Here is a 17,172-nt window from a genome sequence, read left to right as displayed (position 1 = left end):
CGAACAGGGATGCGCGGGATTTACTTTCAACAATCACTCTACTCTTCGCGGGAAATTGTCATTTGAATGAAATAATTAAGTAGTAAATCCTATTAACACTCCGATTGGGAATCCCATCACAAGTATTAAATGGGATTTACTGTTGACTGCAGCAGTGCCGACGGCCACGATTGAGGTAGAAATACTTCTGAGGGAACCATGACGATACCACCCTTTATAAAGCGCCAGCCATTTCAGCCGTCTCCGAGAGGCAGCACATCCGAGGCCCTCGCCAAGGGAGCGTCACTTGCTGTCATCGCGCCCCAGTCGCCGCGTCCGGCGGAAATGCTGGCGGGCGTCGTCATCGACAACGGAGACGTCGACCTGACGGGCTTCGATCTCGCCCTTCACGAACTGCTGATATCCCGGGCGTATGAGAACGACCGCACGATGTCCAAGACTTCGTACAAAATTCCGCTTGCCGAATGTCTGCGCTTCCTTGGCCCTGACGCCCGCCGGGACGCGGTCGAACGTTCTATGGCGAAGATGGAACAGATCAAGCTCTCGTTCACGGGCGAGGACGGCCGAAGCTTCCGCGGTGTCCAAATGCTGACGACGTGGCAAGTCACGCTGAATAGCGAGACATCGCTCGGCTACCAGTTCCCCGACCCGATCCGCTGGCTGATGAGAACGATGCCAACGTACGGGTATATCGAGCTCAACGCGCTCGGCCGAGGCAGCATGAGGTCAAAGTACAGCCACATGCTCTACAAGAGGATCGCGCTTGAGGTTGCCAGGAACCCCTGGCGGGCTGGCGAAGTCAACAGGTTCGATCTGGCGTTCACGCCGGAGCAACTCGCCGAGGTCGTCGACTTTCCCTCGGTGAAGGGCACTGTTCCGTTCGGCAAGCTGCAGGAACGGGTCTTGTCAAAAGCCATCGTCGACTTCTCGGGTGTCCGAAAATTCGACGTCCGGATTTCATACGACGGCTTGCCTGCCCCGAAGAAGGGTACTCCCGTCCGACAGATCGAGTTCGGTGTCAGGGTCAATGCTGATCCGCATCACACCGTGCGCGCCAACACTGTCCCGCTTCAGAAGGCCGGTTACCGCATAGGAGCGCCGGACGAGCCGCGATACAGGATCAACAGCGTAATCTGGCTGAGGGTCGCCAAGAAGTTCAAAACCCTCGGCATCGACCACTCCTTCGCGCATGCGACGTGGCTGGTCGCTCTCAAGGAGGCTCTGGACAGCTTTCCGCTGACGCCTGGCGGCTCGACCCGGATGTATCGCGGCGCGAACCTGCTTTCCTCGATCGATGCCGACGGCGTCGAAGCCGCTGCCTGGGGCTTCTTCGGTGAGGAAGCCGAACTAGGCCGCGACCTTGTCGGGTCTCTGCACGTGATCAAGAACCGCGTGCCAGCCGAGAAAGCCCGCAAGAAGAGAATGGAGCCTGTTCAGCGTCTGAAGGATACCGCGGCGTCTCCGGCTCCCGTATTTTCCGAAGTCGCCGTTGACACGCGACCACAGCTGACGCTCGACACCTGCACCCATGTAGACATCGAGATCGACCCCGCGGCATCAGCCGCCGAACTCGACGACTACATCTTTGCCCACTTCAGCAACGTCGTCTGGGACGGTAGCCGTAAGATCGTACTGAGGGCGCATTTCTACGTCCCGGGGCAACGCGACGTCCGTGACCATTTCCGATTCCTCATCTCCCCGAACGACGAGGAAGAGCTGCTCCGATCCCTCGCTCATCGCCGGGTCGAGAAATGGATCGATGGCCATCCGACATATGTAATCGAAGACGTGAAGAAGGCTGCCTGACATGACGACAGAGATTTCCCAAGAACGCTACGACGAACTCTTCTCCGTCGCACATCCGGCAATCCTGCTGACCGTCGAAAAAGAAGTCAGCACGGAAGAGGCCTCGGCTATCAACAAGGCCGTCGGCGATCATCTTGCTCGCCTCGACGAGGCAGAGGACATGAGACCGGTATGGGCTCGGTTCACGGCTGTGAGCCGTTGCGATATCCATCATCTCCAGTGCTACATGGCACCGTCTGATCGGTCGATTTTGAACGACCTCCTCCTCGCGGTGGACGGTATCGACAAGTACGTGCTGGTGTCCTCCTTCGACTTCAGAAGCCGTCAATGGCCGAAGAAGTCCGCGAAGAAGACCAAGCTGACGACACCGCCGCGGACAAATGGAAACGACCCATCGAACCCGGCGATCACGAGAAAGCTCGACTTCAATACGCCTCCGACCCCTGCCGCCTTGCCGATGAAACTTCGCTTCATGGCCTGCGAAGAGGCGATGCGGGAGGCCTACAAACTCGGTGACATGTACGACCGGTGGCCGTTCTTCGGTTTCGGCCGTGACGATCTTCGTGTTTGTTCTGACAAGCTCGTCGCCGAATTCGGCGACCGCTATCCCTATCTTGCCGAAGCCGACGCGGCGTTGGAAGGAAAGATCACTACGGTCATCACGGAGCTTGGCAAGCACCCATATCCGCCTGCCTTCGAGCGGAAACGATTCTGGCTTTCCGTGAAAGCTGGCGGGGTCAACTCCTGGACTTCTCTCGCTGACGACCTTCTGGCCATGATCGCGAAGAGTGTTGGCGACGAGTTCAAGCATTTCGAGGAGCCGACGGCGGACACGCTCGCGTCGTCGTATATCTATTCCGACGATCGTACTTCGGTAACCAAGCGTCGACGCTTCGTCCCGGCCCGGAGAAAGCCCGCGTTGACAACGGGAATTGTACGCGGCATGGTTGCGGACGAATAAGGAATTCAAGCAATGACGTCTGCCCTCCGAATAGCCCGATAGCCCCCACGCCGCCGCATCCGCGCCGGCGAAGCTATCTCTATTTGCAGGAGCCTACCCATGTCGCGCTTCGACCCGCGGCCCTCTTTCGAGGCCGCCATCGCCCGCCTCCATTTCATCGACGTCATCACCACCCTCGGCCAAGAAGCGTCGGGAACGTACATTGTCACCGTTCCCGAAGAGACGGAAGCCGAGAAATGGCTTCGGCCGGCACTGGCTTACATTCAGGCAATCCAACACGTCAGCGACATCGAAGAAGCTGTTGACGGAGTGAAGCCGCAGGCTGCTTACGACGCCGCCCTGCTGACGGCCGACGGCATTTACAGCGGTCATACCGGTGCGCGCTGCGCGCTGTATCTGACCGAGGCCGGACACGACGATCTGCGTCACCCGTCCGTCCGACTCGCCGACGGTATCATCGACGTCGGACTCGACCCCGAACTCGTCGTCCAGGCAGCTGCGGAGATGGGGCGCGATATCACGGCCGACGAGGCCAAGCTCCTGATCTCGATGCCATGGCGTCACCGCCGCCTCGCGCTGTTGTCGCCGCGCCCAGTTCCCGAGAGCCATGACCTGCACCTGCTAGCGCTCGAAGCCGAGGCGGCCGCAAAGGTCGTCGAGGACCTCAGGAAGGCGGAGAAGGACGAGAAGAAAAACAAGACGCCGAAGCGGATCGTCCCCGACGTCCGCCCGCTCGACGAACTGCATGGCTACGGTGAGGCGAAGAACTGGGGTCTCGAATTGGCCCGGGATATCGACGACTGGCGTCGCGGTGACATCGCTTGGTCCGACGTCGACAACGGAGTCCTGCTTTCTGGACCCCCGGGGTGCGGTAAGACTACCTATGCCGCGGCCCTCGCGAAAACCCTCGACGCCCATTTCGTGTCAGGTAGCTATTCCGCGTGGCTGGGAACCGGTGACGGTCATCAAGGAAACCTGATCATCGCGATGCGAGCGGCCTTCGATGAGGCACGACTGCATGCGCCGTCGGTGATCCTGATCGACGAGATCGATAACTTTGTGCAGCGCGGCAGCATCGGAGACGGCCGCGCTGACGAGTGGACGCGGGGCGTCGTTAATGCCTTGCTCGAGTGCATGGACGGCGCTCTGGAGCGTGAAGGCGTCGTTGTCGTCGGCGCGACGAACGATGCGTCGGGTATCGACACGGCGCTCCGTCGTGCTGGTCGCCTTGACCGGCATATCGGAATCAAGCTCCCCGACCGCGAGGCGCGTCTGGCAATCCTGGCGCAGCACCTCGATGTCGGCGAGGACTTCGCGCTCGACCTGTTCGGCCGGCACACCGAGGGCATGTCTGGCGCAGACCTCGAGCGCCTCGCCCGCGATGCCCGTCGGAATGCTCGGCGGGACCGGTGCAAACTCAAGCACCAGCACGTCGCCCGCGCATTCCCCCGGCGTACGCGACGGAGCGACGATGACATCCGGCACATTGCCGCTCACGAGATCGGTCACGCCGTCGTAGCGGCCGTTCTCGGTGCGCGGGTCCACGAGGTCTTCGTGCAGCGGGAATACGACCCCGCGGTCTCCGCTCAGGTCGCGGGTGCCGCCGTCGTGCAAACGCGAGAGACGCGCCGGGACTATCAATGGCATCTGGATCGCGTGGCCCATATCCTTGGCGGTATGGCGGCCGAGCAGATGGTTTACGGCGCTCATACCGACGGCGTGATCGTCGATCTGTCCGAAGCCACGAATATGCTGACCTATGTGCTCTCGACCGTAGGAATGGGAGAGAGCCTTGGTTCGGACGGACACCGCGATCCCGCGGCTCTCGTCAACGCTCGACAGTTCGATCCGCGCCTACGGCAGCGCGTCGAAGATATCCTTCAGGAGCAGGCAGTCCGTGCGCGCGACATCCTCGAACGCAATCGGTCGGCCTTCCACGAGCTGGCCGAGCGGTTGGCCGCGCGCTGCCGTCTGGACGGAGAGGAAGTGCATGCTGTGGTCGACGGCTTCGCTCAACCACAGCTTTCGTTGGCGATTTGAGGAGGGTCAGATGTTCGTGAAGAAGTTCTACGTCTCTGACACCCACTTCTGCCACGAGCGTTTGCTCGCGATGCAGCCGCGGCCGTTCTCGTCGATCGACGAGCACGACGAGTACCTCATCGAATCCTGGAATTCGGTCGTCGGTGAGTTGGATATCGTCTACCACCTCGGCGACGTCTTCTTTTCGTTGAGCCGCAACGCTGAAAAGGTCCGTGAGATTTTCGGCAGGCTGAACGGGCGTAAGCACCTGGTCATCGGCAATCACGACGTCGATAAGCGGGGCAACCTGCATCCGACGCTGGCCGGTCTCGACTGGGCGGCAAGACCCGAACACGCGCTGCGCACGAAGGACGGCGGGCGCGACGTCTACCTATCGCACTACGCTGCCAGAACGTGGCCGAGCCAGCATCACGGAGCGATCCACTTCTACGGACACTCCCACGGCCGCCTGCCATCGCAAGGGCTGTCCCGCGACGTCGGCGTCGATGTCCCCGACGTTGATTTCACGCCGAGGACCTTCGCTGAGCTGACGGCCACGATGGAGCTGCTCGATGTCCGATGATATCGCCGAGGCGGCTGCATACTACGTCCAGGTCTGCCGGGAGCATGACCGTGAGTTTCCGTTACGTAACATCTTGGTCGTGACCGATGGCTATCGGGTGGTGGAGGACAAGGACCAGTTCGTCGCCAACGTGCATTCGTTTCTGGAAGCCGAAAAGGCCAACTCTGCCGGCAATTAGCTTCCGCCGGCGGAATCCAGAACACAACATCGATGTCAGGAACCTACTCTGAGGGGAGAGACATCAATGAGTGCAAGATGGGATCGCGAAACGAACGCAAGGCTGATCGAGCTGTGGGAGCGGGGATTGTCTATTGACGGCATCTCCGAGAAGATCGATCGGACGCCGTCGGCCGTGCAGAGCCGGGCGAGCAAGCTTCGGCTTCGTAGGCAGCCAGGAGACAGGTCCTGGTTCGCACCGGTTATCGCAGACGGTAAGGTCTATTGGACGACGAGCGACGACGATCAGCTCCCGGCGCTGATGACATCGGGTGTTGAGGTCGTGGACATCGCTCGTCGGCTCGGGCGGACTGTGTCATCAGTCCATACCCGGTGGAAACGGATGTCACAGGCGCGGTCGCCGCGCGTCACGGTCAGCGACGCCGCGAAAACACGCAACTGCATGTGCTGCAAGACCCCGTTCAAGTCGGCGTGGAAAGGAAACCGTCTGTGCGCTCCCTGCGGTTCTTACGCCACAGGGACACGGGCGCAGTACGACTAGGCCGCCTCTGCTTCTTTGACCTCGATGCCTTTCTGGCGGGCATATTCGTTGAGGATCGTATCGCACCAGAGCTTCATGCCCTCTTTCTTGAGTCCGAGGTGCTGCGCTCCTCCGTATGCCATCGCGGTGACCTTCGCCTGACGATGCTTCAGGAAGTCGGCACGCTGCTTGTCGGTAGCTGTGACTGCAAGGGCTTCTTTTTCATCGATCTCGTGCGCCAGGATCACCGACGCTCCCCCCGGCAGTCCGGCCTCGTTGAGGAGCGACGTCAACGCACGACGGCAGTCGTGCAAGCTCCACCAAGGAATTCCAGCCTCTTCCAGCAGGTTCCGCCTCTCGCCGCGCAGGCGAATGGGACGGGGTGCCTCTTCCCTCTTCTTCCTTACCTTCTCGCCCTCCGCGTAGACCTTGGGAACATGCTTCTTGTTCGGCGTCGGCTCGTCGCGACCAGCTAGGCGGTACAGAATGCGATAGACGCCCGAAGCCGTAACGTGGACCTCGCCGCCTTTCGTTTCACTCGGGAATGCCCACTCATGGCCGGCCGCCGCATGCTTTGCCTTGGCTCGCAACCGATCAACGATAGCCCAGGCATCGCTCGGGATCGGGAGCGCATGCGACTTGCCCGCTTTCATGACGTCCTTTGCCCAAGCCGCAAGCTTCCAACCCTCTTCCTTGTCGTCGACGACGTCGTGCGCCAACAGCGACAATCCCGCGTTGGCTCGTTGGCATGTCAGGACGATCCACCACAGACCAGCTAGGGCTGCATATCCGACGCTAGGCGTCACCTGAGCGCGTCCCGGAAGCGGCTTGTCGAGGTATTCCTCGGCCAGCAGTAGGGTTTTCACGACAGCAACGATTTCCGGCTGTCGGTCTCTTGGATTGATCTCGTAAGAAGCGTTGATTAGGTCCCACCACCGATCGCCGGCGATACCGCTGTTCTTGTAGTGGTTTCGGCCGCACCACGTCATGACCGCCCGGAAATAGGTTACAGCCTTCATTGCACCCGCTGGCGACTTACCGACGGTGGCCAAGATTTCATCGCGGACGTCTTCGATGTCGCCACGGGTGACAAGCGCTGCGGGCTTGTCCATTAGATGAGCGTATGCTGGGCGGTTAAAAGTCAGGCGGTAATCTTTAACCGTGTTTGCCGTGATCCGATCCTTCTCTCGGCATTCGGGTTTTGTCTTGTCGTGGATCGTCTGCTCGACGCATTCGCGCAGCGTCCAGGTGGTCGGACGCGAGGCCTCGTCCGCGGCAGCCTTACGTGCAGTCTCCTCGCGCTCTACAAGTTCGGCGGCCGCCTTGCGGACGTCGCCCTTGCCTTTGCTGTTACCGTAATAGACTGCGAGGAACGCCTTCACCTGGTCGACGGTCTTTCCGTCGCCGAGCATCGACCTGACGGCCCTTGCCAGTTCTCTCACTTTGGAGAGCGCCGTAAGCCGTCGGTCGTTCTCCGGATAGACGTAACCGATGTTCACAGAGGCATCGCGGAAACGGACGACCCAAGCGGCGGTCTTCCCCTGCATCTGGAGCCGAAGCCCTGTCTCTTTCTGATCGGCGTAGATCGAGATGCTCTTCCCGAAGCCTTCGGTCTCGGCCTTGGAGGCCATCTTACGAACGTCGCTATCCTCAATCATCAGTTTCGTGGTGCCCATGCCCTTTACTCGCTCCTAAACCCCTACCGCTCTCTACCGTCTCTCTACCGTTTTAAAATTGGTTGACAAGAGCTTCAGCTGCGGGGGTTTTCATTTTAGAGAAGCCTGAATTATGACCTCTAAGTGTTGACAATGTCCTTGTTTACCAAGGGTTTCATCAACTAGGGTCGTTGACATACGGGGGCTTGTCAACCTACTTTGATTTCCAGACATGAGGATTGAAAATCCGCGTGTCGGTGGTTCAAATCCGCCTCCGGGCACCACTAAGTTCTTGAAATCGTTGAATTTTCGAAAAGCTCTTTGAGACTGCTTGCGCTGGAAATACGCTAGCACACGTCTAGCACACCCGCAAAATTGCTCTTTTCCTTCAAGGCTTGGCGTGCCTGCCACGGTCACGCGTTAGCACAATTTTAGCGCATGTTGGCTAGCAACGTAACAACTTGGAGAGTGTCATGTTGCAGCGCACGAAGCAGAACAAACAACCTTTTAGCCTTTTTCAGCGACCCGGAGGCAGTATCTGGTCCGTGCGCTTCTCATCCGGTGGCAAGCAGATCAGGAAAAGCCTCGACACCGATGACTATGACGAGGCCCATCATCGGGCGTATCAGATGTGGAGTGAGGCGAACTATCGCGTAAAGAACGGACTGACAGCGACTATCCATCCTTTTCATGAAGTGGCAGAGGAGTTCATCAAGCTCGTTGAAAGCGAGAGCGAGCGTGGTGATCGCAGCGAGTACCAACCGAGGGATTGGCCTCCAGTCATTCGCCGGTATCTCGTCGGCTTTTTTGGCGACAAGTCCATCGATACAATCCGCGAACCGGATATCGAACGCTATATCGAATGGCGGCGAACCTATTGGACGACCGGGCCGGGCAAAGACATCGAATACATCCGCTATGAACGCGGTGGCAAAATCCTGCGGCGCTCTGCCAAGCACGAGGTGCCTTCTATAAGTCGTCAGCGCGGCGAGCTTGTGATCGTTCGAGCCCTTTTCCAGCAGGCCCTGAAGTGGGGATACACCGGCAAGATCGAAATCCCCGACATCAAGGTCCGGAAGAGGGTCGACAATCGACGCCCAAGCTTTACGCCGGAAGAATTTGCACTGCTCATCGCCACGAGCCTTGAGCGAATTCATCCTGCACCAGGTGGACGAAAAGCTCTTTCTCGGGACGGCCGCGTCCAGCGTCCGCCTAAGCAGAACCAGCATGTTCTTTCAGACAGGATAAAGCTCCACGCCTATATCGAAATTGCTGCCGGCACAGGAATGCGCCCCACGGAAATGAAGAACCTCAACTGGGGAAATATCGTCGGGTTCCGAGCGACCCGCAATGCACCTCTGCGCGAGCGCGATGTACGCTTCCAGGTCCAAGGCAAGGGCAAACATGGGACACTCGTCCCGCTTCCGGCTGTGATTGCGTGGGTGCACACTCTGTGGGACAAATTCAAGGATGAGCTCGGACGAGAGCCGAACGACGATGATCCGGTTTTTGCTGATCGCGCGGGCAAGCGCATTCAGTCGTTCAAAAAAGGCTTCTCGGAACTGCTGAATGCCTGCGGGCTAAAAGAGGATTATCGGGGTGTATCCCGCACGACCTACTCTCTCCGCCACTACTATATTTCCGAAATGATCGCGAGCGGAACCGCCGACATCTATGATATCGCGCGCAACACACGCACTTCTATCGCGATGATTGACAAGCATTATGGTCAGGTCGATGTGGAGCGCTTGAAAGACAAGCTCAGGCCGGAGCAAACTCGATTTTGAACGCATTCAGGGCTCGTATGCCATTAAGGTCTAGCCTGTAGGCCGCCGCCCCGTTCGCAACAACCAGCGTTATCGTATGTTCGGCCGCGTCAAACCCGATGTCAGTTACGAGTTCACGTATTGCTGTGTGCGCCTCTGACCGCAGCATGTAGCGACTGACGTCATCGGGGGCTTTCTCCCAAGCATCTCGGAGCCGACGAATATGGTCGGCTTCGAGCGCCGGGGCCACACGCCATGCATGGTGGCTGGCCTTCTCCTGAATGGCATGTTGTAGCTGCCGCTCGATCTCTCTTCGCTGCTGCTGGCGCGCCTTCAACAGATCGACAATGCTCGTGACAGGGCCATCGCCTTCCTCCAGCGCTGCCAGCAATCGCTGCTCTTTTAGCGTGATCGCGTCCAGATCGAGCTTGAGGGTCGCAACACGGTCGTCTGCGTCGTCATTGCCGAAACCGCAATGCCTAGCAGCTAAACATTCCGCAAGGTTCAGTTCCTTGACGTGATCGAGAACAGCCGCCTCGAATGGCTCATATCGGAAATGCCGTTTGCCATCCTTGCAGCGATGACCGCGCACATAGTTCGCGCAGACAAGGTAACGGCCGTTCTCGTTGCCTTTGACCCGGCTCATCTTCATCGTCATAGGCCCGCCGCAATGCGTGCAGTGGCAGAGCCCGGTGAAGAGATTGGTGAACGTGTTGCCCTTGCGTCCCGGCTGGCCGGGATTGCTCCGCATCGCCTGCACGCGCAGGAACAAATCTTTCTCGATCGCGGCAGGGAAGTAATCTACGATGGGATCGCCATCCGGAATGCGTTTGCCATCGACGATCCTGTGCGGCTGGAACGTGCCAATAACATCCGCGCGGGAAAGTAGGGCTTTAATCACGCTCTGATACCAGCCGTCCTTGCTTTTGAAGGCGGTAACGCCGTCCGCATTGAGCTTGCGGGCAATTGCCGTAGCGCCGAGCCCGCGTGCCGCCATCTCGTAAACGGCCCTAACCGTCTCGGCGTGGTGATTTAGCGTGAACTGGTAACGGCTCGCCTCAATCGGTTCGGCATCGATCCATGCGGGCGTGATGCTTGTGATATGAGCTTTCCCCTCGCGCGCCTGTTCCCGCTTCCTCTTGGCAGCGGCTCGGATGCGCTCGCTCTTTGTCTGGCTCTCCTCATGTCCTCGCGACATGACCGCCAGGCCGATGATCAGTTTCGTCCAGTCTCCGTTGAGGCCGCTTCGGCTGTAAATCTGCCGATCCTCGCCAAGTGTGACGATGACGATGCCAGCATTGATGATCGCCATGAACAGGGTCAGCGCGTCCGGGACGGCTTCTCTCGACAGCCGATCAAGGCTTTCGATCAGCAGATAACTGCCTCTGGGGATTTGCCCGTTCTCGACCATGGTAAGGAAGCGGCCAAGCGCACCGGTCTTGAAGTTGCGGCCCTTCCACGCGCTGACGCCCAGGTCCTGCAAGCTATCGTCTAGAAGCAGAGAGTGTTCGTCGGCAAAGTCTTTCGACCGCTCAAGCTGCCGGCGCAGGCTATCCCCGCGAAGCTGCCTGCGGGTGCTCATACGGACATAGGAATAGGCCCGCACTGGGCCTAAAGAACCATGAATGCCCTCAAAATCGTCCTGCATAGAGCTTCCTTTGCGTAGGACCGCTAGCACCAGAAGTGGGGCGGATCGAGCGCGAAGGCAGGGGAGTGTAAAGGGCGAAAGCGGCGTGCAGGTGCGGCTTGCGGAATCGGACGGCGCAAATCACCGTTGATTCGAGAGTATGTTAGCGTAGGTTTCGGGGTTAAGAAAAGCATTGATTCCCATGAGTGCAAAGGACGCCATACGCACGCCGGTTCGGCTTACGGATACGCAGCGATGATAGTTGGGTGCGCCAGCGGACCTCAGCAAAGGACGTCTGAAATGGAAAATCTTGTCCGTCAGCTTTACCGGGATCAAAAGCAGACGCTTGATCTAATTCGGCAGAAAAGCCCTGCTTCGGGCTTTGAACCTGCCATTCGTCGTTTGTTTGGTGACAAATGCGAACGTGGGAAAACGGTCAGGATCGGCAACCACACGTTCAAAACCTCAAAATTCACCAAAAACCTTGTGAGCTTTTTGCCAGTACGATGGGCTGAGGAGTTGGATGCGAGAAAGCATGTATGGCTCGGCTGTGAAAACTGGTGGGCAGGTTATCCGCTTATCGCCATGGTAGAGATGCGAGTTAACGATGACGGCATTACGGGTTTCCTTAAGCTGAACGCCGAAGTCGGTCCCATTTCAGATCATAACGCCCGCAAGCAGATCATTGAGGCGATCCAGATAGCCGCGACCCAAGAAGGCTTGGAGCGTATCCAATTTCCAACGGGCGCCGCGGATAAAGGACGTCTTTACTCACGCTTCTTGTTGGAGAATTCCATCGCTCTGAGCGATATTCGTGATGTGAACGAGGTGGAAAGTAAGTTCACGGAGTTGGTTACAAGCTTCAGGCCGGAGTTCGAATTGGTAGCGAGCGTGGTGCCGCTGTTCGTGCGCTAAAAGCAGTTGCCGGAAAAAGAATGGTTTAACTATCTGTTAACCATTTTTCGTGCAAAGACGTTAATGAAAGCGCTCGGCTTGGTTAAGAATCAGAAACCTACCGAGCAATCCTGAGCTATCGGCCGTTGCGGCTCTCAGGGTGGCGGTCTCGCCATTAGGGCGGGCACCCTCGTGGTTAACCGTCAAAAGTGTTCCCATCATCGCTACCGTTGCCGGACTGGTCTTCACATGTCCGCTGGATAGCTTGTTGCCTCGGGCCTTTTGACAATGACCAGCATTCTCACGAACAATTCCGCATTGGCAGCGTTGCAAACCTTGCGCACGGTCGGCAACACCATGGCCGAGACGCAGAGACAGGTAAGCTCCGGGCAGCGCGTGCAGATCGCTGCGGACAACGCGGCCTATTGGTCGATTTCCACGACGATGCGGTCCGACGCCATGGCTGTTTCCGCGGTTGCCGATACGCTCGGCCTTGGCGCTGCAAAATTGGATGTCGCCTATGCGGCGACAGATAGCATTGTCGATATTCTCAGCGAATTCAAAGCGAGGCTGGTTGCGGCCTCAGAGGCCGGCGTCGACCGGGCCAAAATACAACAGGAACTGGACCAATTAAACGCCCAAGCCGAGAGTACGGTGAAATCAGCGAGTTTCAGCGGCGTCAACTGGCTGGAAACCGACGCCGCCACACACCTTCAAGATATGAGCGTATTCTCGGACCGCTTGGTCACCTCCTTCGTAAGGGGTGCGGCGGGCGATGTATCGGTAAAGACGGCGGAGGTCGATCTACGGCGATCTAGCATGTTGAATGTCGGAGGCGGCGGGATTCTGCAGAAGGATATTCTCGACTATTATATGCCCCTCGGAGGCATGTCCTCGGACAATTTCTACCATGAGGGACACCAGGACCACCTATTCACCGGACCTGTCACCTTCGACGCGTCGGAAACGGTCACCTTCGATCTCACCGTCGATGAAAGCGATATGTCGCCCGGCAATACCTATCTCATTACTGTCGATAAATCCGTGATCGACGCGGCACTTGGGACGACGGACGGGGTGATCAACACCGTTGCGCAGTTGAAGCTGGTTCTCGAAGAAGCGTTTGACAACGCAGGCGCTACGCCATTCGTGACGCTCAACGGCACGTGGACGCCATCTCCGGGCAGATTTGCTATCGAGTCTCGTGAAACCTCTTCTAACGAGGGGTCGAGCATTTATCTGACTTCATTGACGGGCCCGTTCAACAAACTTGGCCTTAACACGGCTTCGAATGTGGATCACGACAATATGCACCCCAATGGAGTGATGAACTTCATTCAACCGTTCAAGCTCTATCTGGACGCGACCATCGAATTCGACATCAGCATCAACAATGCGCCACCGACGACCTACACCATAAACCGCGCCATTGTGGACGCAGCCCTGGGCACGAGCGATGGCATGATCAACAGCGCGAACGATCTTAAGACAATTGTCGACCACCTGACCGCTGGCATCGGCCTCGATGTTGACGTCACCGGCAATCAATTGGCCTTCCGCCTCGACCAGACAGTCTACCCGGGCTACGGCACGAAGGCGACACCGTTCCGAATCTCTACCTTCAGGCCGGATCCGCCCTTCACCCTTCGGTTCGATCTTGCGGAGGTCGACGTGACCTCGGATGCCTTCACGGTGGACGAATATATAGAGGGCGTCGAGCATATGCTGAGGGAAGCAATAAGCAGCGCCGGCACACTGGGCGCACTGAAAACCCGTATCGATATGCAGACGGCATTTGCGAATACGCTCATGGATACCATCGACAAAGGTATCGGTCGCCTAGTCGACGCTGATATGAATGAAGCGTCCACCCGGTTGAAGGCTCTGCAAACGCAGGAGCAGCTCGCAGTCCAGTCGTTATCCATTGCTAACACCAGCGCTGAGAGCATCATGCAGTTGTTCCGATAAAAATCGACAGGTTGCACGCCGCTATCAGCCCCTATAAATTACGTCTGTCAGCGACAGGATGGATCATGAGACCGTCAACAGCACTCGAAAGACATCGCGCTGCCGTCCGTTCGATGGTCGGCCGCTTTCGCGCGGCTAACCCGCGCGTGTTCGGTTCCGTTCTGCGCGGCGACGATGCCGACGGGAGTGATCTCGATATTCTGGTCGACACCCTACCAGGCGCAACGCTCTTCGATCTTGGCGGCTTGCAGGTAGAGTTGGAAGACATGCTTGGCGTGCCGGTGGACTTGCTGACACCCGGCGATTTGCCGGAAAAATTCCGAGCCAAGGCGCTCGCGGAAGCAAGCCCTATATGACGGAAAATCGGCTGAGTGACTACCTAGCCCATATGCTAGAGGCTGCAGGCCAAGCTTGCACCTATGTCGAAGGCATGGACAGGGAGGCTTTTCTTGCCGATAAGCGCACACAGCATGCTGTCATTCTCAACATCGTGATCATCGGTGAGGCGGCAACGAAGCTCCTGAAGGAGCACGAAGCGTTCCTAGCATCGTTTCCTCAAATCCCTTGGCGTAGCATGAAGGGTATGCGCAACCGTATCGCCCATGGCTATTTCGACATCAACCTAGATATCGTGTGGGAAACGGTTGAAACGGCTCTGCCTGAACTTCTGGAACATTTGCCTTCGGTTGTTCGGGCAGCTGACGAGCATAACGATGGCTGACGCAGATAGGCGGACAGGTCTCCCTAGGCCAATCACTTAGCATCAATGTCGTGCGCCGGCGTTACAGAGAAGCTGACAGCGTATTCGAACAGATAGATGTTCGGAACGACGGTTCGGCCGTATTTCAAATTGCGGCTGACCGACTTCGACACGATGATGCCGGAGACTTCCTTATCGCGCCCGATAGTCTGCTTCACCCATCCCATGTATCGGGCGATCTGCCCCAAAGCGCGATCGGAACTTTGCGCCCGCTTTAGCTCGAAGACGAAAAATGCGCCGGTTTCGTCAACGGCCAGAATGTCGATTGGTCCAACCGCCGTTGGGTATTCTACACCATCCCTGCCGGCCGGATCGACATAGACACGCAGGTGGCGCCCGCCGAAATCGACGGACGACAGGTTCGACGCAAGGAAATCGCGCAGCTGATACTCCAGCGAAAAATAGGGAATGCCCTCATCGCCGTCATTGCTAGGGTCGTCGGTTCCACCCAAAATCTCATCGATCATGTCCACGCGCGCCGAATGACCGGGGAAGATCATGCGGATTTCATCGGGCGTTTCCTGCATCGTCCAGCCCGCTTGGCGAAGGGCGGAGCGCAATTGATGAGAGGTATTGCGGGTGCCATCCATGCCGGCTGGCAAATGCTCCGGGTTCTGCCGCAACCACTCTTTCAGCGGATAGACTTCGACCCCGCCGTCTTCCTTCGCAATGACCACGCTATGCCGCTGCACCATAGTTGCGCTTCCCCTTCGGTCTCTACAACCGTCAGTGATAGCCACGGTGGCTTTCCCATTAGTTACGCCGAGCACTGAAAAACCATTCTTCGCTCGCCCTTTTGGCAGATGGCTGTATCCCAAGAACACGTTCAACGGTTTCGGAAAGGATCGCAGCATGTCGCTTCTCAAGGCCCTCAAGCTTACCTCCGCAGTCCCGGTTCGTGCGGCTGTCGATCCCGTGCAGCGCGCACGCGAGAAGATGATCGCCGTGCTTGGCGATCAGAAACAGATGGCCGAGGCAAAGATCGCCGGTCAGGCGTTCACCCCCACGCATGTTGTGCGCAAGAAGAATGCCGAGGGCGTCCGCGTCGAGGTCGAAACGGCCAAGCGCGTGCGTCAAGGCTGGTTCGCCGACGGCAATGGCAAGGTGTTCTTCAGTATCCGCTACGCTGGCAAGCCCATCGAGTTTGCCAAAGACAAGAACGCCATTGAGGCCGGCGAGCTTTTGGCGCTGCCGACGATCATCGAGACGCTCATTGAAGCCGTTCGCGCTGGTGAGCTCGATACGCAACTGGCCGCTGCCGCCGCCGAGCGCGGCCAGATGCTGCGCAAGGCGAAGTAAACCGCGCAGATTTCTCACTGCAAGCATCCGAAGGGCATGGGATCCATATGGATCCCATGCCCTTCGTGCATTTCGGCACTTGCCGGAACGCAGTCAAAGAGCGCCACGGACGCGCGTTCGGCGCCGGGCGCAGCCAAGATGTGTTTTCGCCCTGCACCGCATTCTTTGACGCGTCTATGCTTCTTCCCGGATGCGCTGCGCCCCGTTGCGCGCGCCTGCGGCGCAGATGCACCGCGGGTCACACTGCGAGGCCAACCGCTGGCAATCTCTGCTCGCCCTCCCTGTCGTTTGGAACTTCTCTCCCGCCGACACAACAGCGAGGGCCATATGCAGGACGAGCAGAGACAGAACAGCGAGCACGGCAGCGACCACAATTTCAAGCGCATCGAGCAAGCGCGGATCGACCTCGCCTTGCTGTTTACGACCGATCTGCATGTCGGCTCTAAGCGCCTCCACGAGATGAAGCGCAATGGGACGACGCTGAACCTGCAATTCGATGTCGATGGCGACATGCGCTGGCGCAGCTACAATTCGGCGCTGTCCTGGCGGATCACGATGCTGCTGGCGCTGACCGAGAACAGGACCGTCACAATCCACGAGATGGACCAGCCGGGACGTTACCGACGCATGTTCCCGGCCACTTTGCTTCGCCGCCTGCAATGGCATGCGCGGCCGAAGGCAGACTTCCCGCCCGTCGCCCGGTTCTACGATCCCCATGGCAAAGCGGTCCTATTGATGACGCGCAGCCGGTTGTGCGGGCATGCGGTGGATGCGCTTCACAATCTCACGGACGGCGGGCCGGTGTTTCAGCCACTCTGGATATCCGACATCATGGCATTGCGTCCCATGCTCGGTATCGGGCTGGTGCGCGACGATACGTTTTCCGCATCCATGCCGATCAGTGCCTATCTGGAAGCCGCCGGGACGCATAGGCGGATCGTGGAGGAGCCGGAATTGTCGAGCATGTCGCTCACCGGCACGGTCACGCCTCTTGCCGTGCCGCCATCATCCCGAAGCGTTGCAGCGATTTTCCAGCAGGAGTGTCATCACAATCCGGCGCTTGCGAAGCTGCGAGGGAGGACGATCTACGAAAACTATGCTTTGGGTGCCGGGTGCTCGTAGGGGCCGAAAAGTTCT

At 58.3% G+C, this 17,172-nt stretch carries 15 protein-coding genes; 12 read left to right on the top strand and 3 right to left on the bottom strand.

Annotated features, from left to right (window positions below; genetic code table 11):
- Positions 1 to 198 precede the first annotated feature (198 nt).
- The 5 genes from MNR02_RS14770 to MNR02_RS14750 all read left to right on the top strand — a co-directional run bounded on the left by MNR02_RS14770 (position 199) and on the right by MNR02_RS14750 (position 5,547).
- A complete protein-coding gene (locus MNR02_RS14770) occupies positions 199 to 1,806 on the top strand; it encodes a hypothetical protein (protein ID WP_241947311.1) in 1,608 nt (535 codons plus the stop codon).
- 1 nt (position 1,807) lies between these two features.
- Positions 1,808 to 2,767 carry a hypothetical protein gene (locus tag MNR02_RS14765; protein ID WP_241947310.1) on the top strand — a complete coding sequence of 320 codons (960 nt, stop codon included), beginning with the start codon at positions 1,808 to 1,810 and terminating at the stop codon, positions 2,765 to 2,767.
- Between the two features lie 99 nt (positions 2,768 to 2,866).
- A complete protein-coding gene (locus MNR02_RS14760; protein ID WP_241947309.1) occupies positions 2,867 to 4,807 on the top strand; it encodes an AAA family ATPase in 1,941 nt (646 codons plus the stop codon).
- Between the two features lie 10 nt (positions 4,808 to 4,817).
- Positions 4,818 to 5,369, top strand: a complete 552-nt coding sequence (locus MNR02_RS14755; RefSeq protein ID WP_241947308.1) for a metallophosphoesterase family protein — start codon at positions 4,818 to 4,820, stop codon at positions 5,367 to 5,369.
- Complete coding sequence (locus MNR02_RS14750) at positions 5,359 to 5,547, top strand: hypothetical protein (protein ID WP_241947307.1); 189 nt, start codon at positions 5,359 to 5,361, stop codon at positions 5,545 to 5,547. Before MNR02_RS14755 ends, MNR02_RS14750 begins: the two co-directional genes overlap by 11 nt.
- 536 nt (positions 5,548 to 6,083) lie before the next feature.
- Here the strand turns inward: MNR02_RS14750 and MNR02_RS14745 are convergent.
- Complete coding sequence (locus MNR02_RS14745; protein WP_241947306.1) at positions 6,084 to 7,742, bottom strand: hypothetical protein; 1,659 nt, start codon at positions 7,740 to 7,742, stop codon at positions 6,084 to 6,086.
- Positions 7,743 to 8,194: 452 nt separating this feature from the next.
- Between MNR02_RS14745 and MNR02_RS14740 the strand changes: the two genes are divergently transcribed.
- Positions 8,195 to 9,508: a tyrosine-type recombinase/integrase gene (locus tag MNR02_RS14740; RefSeq protein ID WP_241947305.1), complete on the top strand. Its 1,314-nt coding sequence runs from the start codon at positions 8,195 to 8,197 to the stop codon at positions 9,506 to 9,508.
- On the opposite strand, the gene MNR02_RS14735 is transcribed toward MNR02_RS14740, so the two are convergent.
- Positions 9,483 to 11,135, bottom strand: a complete 1,653-nt coding sequence (locus tag MNR02_RS14735) for a recombinase family protein (RefSeq protein WP_241947304.1) — start codon at positions 11,133 to 11,135, stop codon at positions 9,483 to 9,485. The genes MNR02_RS14740 and MNR02_RS14735 overlap by 26 nt on opposite strands.
- Before the next feature lie 279 nt (positions 11,136 to 11,414).
- Between MNR02_RS14735 and MNR02_RS14730 the strand changes: the two genes are divergently transcribed.
- From MNR02_RS14730 to MNR02_RS14715, 4 genes are all read left to right on the top strand, one after another.
- Positions 11,415 to 12,029, top strand: a complete 615-nt coding sequence (locus MNR02_RS14730; protein ID WP_241947303.1) for a hypothetical protein — start codon at positions 11,415 to 11,417, stop codon at positions 12,027 to 12,029.
- A 267-nt stretch (positions 12,030 to 12,296) separates the two neighbouring features.
- Positions 12,297 to 13,976 (top strand): flagellin, encoded by a 1,680-nt coding sequence (locus tag MNR02_RS14725; protein ID WP_241947302.1) that lies wholly within the window; start codon positions 12,297 to 12,299, stop codon positions 13,974 to 13,976.
- Between the two features lie 65 nt (positions 13,977 to 14,041).
- Complete coding sequence (locus MNR02_RS14720) at positions 14,042 to 14,332, top strand: nucleotidyltransferase family protein (RefSeq protein ID WP_241947301.1); 291 nt, start codon at positions 14,042 to 14,044, stop codon at positions 14,330 to 14,332.
- Positions 14,329 to 14,697, top strand: a complete 369-nt coding sequence (locus MNR02_RS14715) for a DUF86 domain-containing protein (RefSeq protein ID WP_241947300.1) — start codon at positions 14,329 to 14,331, stop codon at positions 14,695 to 14,697. Before MNR02_RS14720 ends, MNR02_RS14715 begins: the two co-directional genes overlap by 4 nt.
- Before the next feature lie 32 nt (positions 14,698 to 14,729).
- On the opposite strand, the gene MNR02_RS14710 is transcribed toward MNR02_RS14715, so the two are convergent.
- A complete protein-coding gene (locus tag MNR02_RS14710; RefSeq protein WP_241947299.1) occupies positions 14,730 to 15,431 on the bottom strand; it encodes an endonuclease NucS domain-containing protein in 702 nt (233 codons plus the stop codon).
- A 157-nt stretch (positions 15,432 to 15,588) separates the two neighbouring features.
- On the opposite strand from MNR02_RS14710, the gene MNR02_RS14705 reads away from it, so the two are divergent.
- Together MNR02_RS14705 and MNR02_RS14700 are read left to right on the top strand one after the other, a co-directional pair.
- A complete protein-coding gene (locus MNR02_RS14705) occupies positions 15,589 to 16,035 on the top strand; it encodes a hypothetical protein (protein ID WP_241947298.1) in 447 nt (148 codons plus the stop codon).
- 327 nt (positions 16,036 to 16,362) lie between these two features.
- On the top strand, positions 16,363 to 17,157 hold the full coding sequence (locus tag MNR02_RS14700) for a DUF2958 domain-containing protein (RefSeq protein WP_241947297.1): 795 nt from the start codon (positions 16,363 to 16,365) through the stop codon (positions 17,155 to 17,157).
- Positions 17,158 to 17,172 lie beyond the last annotated feature (15 nt).

Origin of the sequence: Shinella sp. H4-D48, from assembly GCF_022637395.1 — a bacterium.
GTDB classification, from domain to species: Bacteria; Pseudomonadota; Alphaproteobacteria; order Rhizobiales; family Rhizobiaceae; genus Shinella; species Shinella sedimenti.
This window is presented reverse-complemented; position numbering and strand designations above follow the sequence as displayed.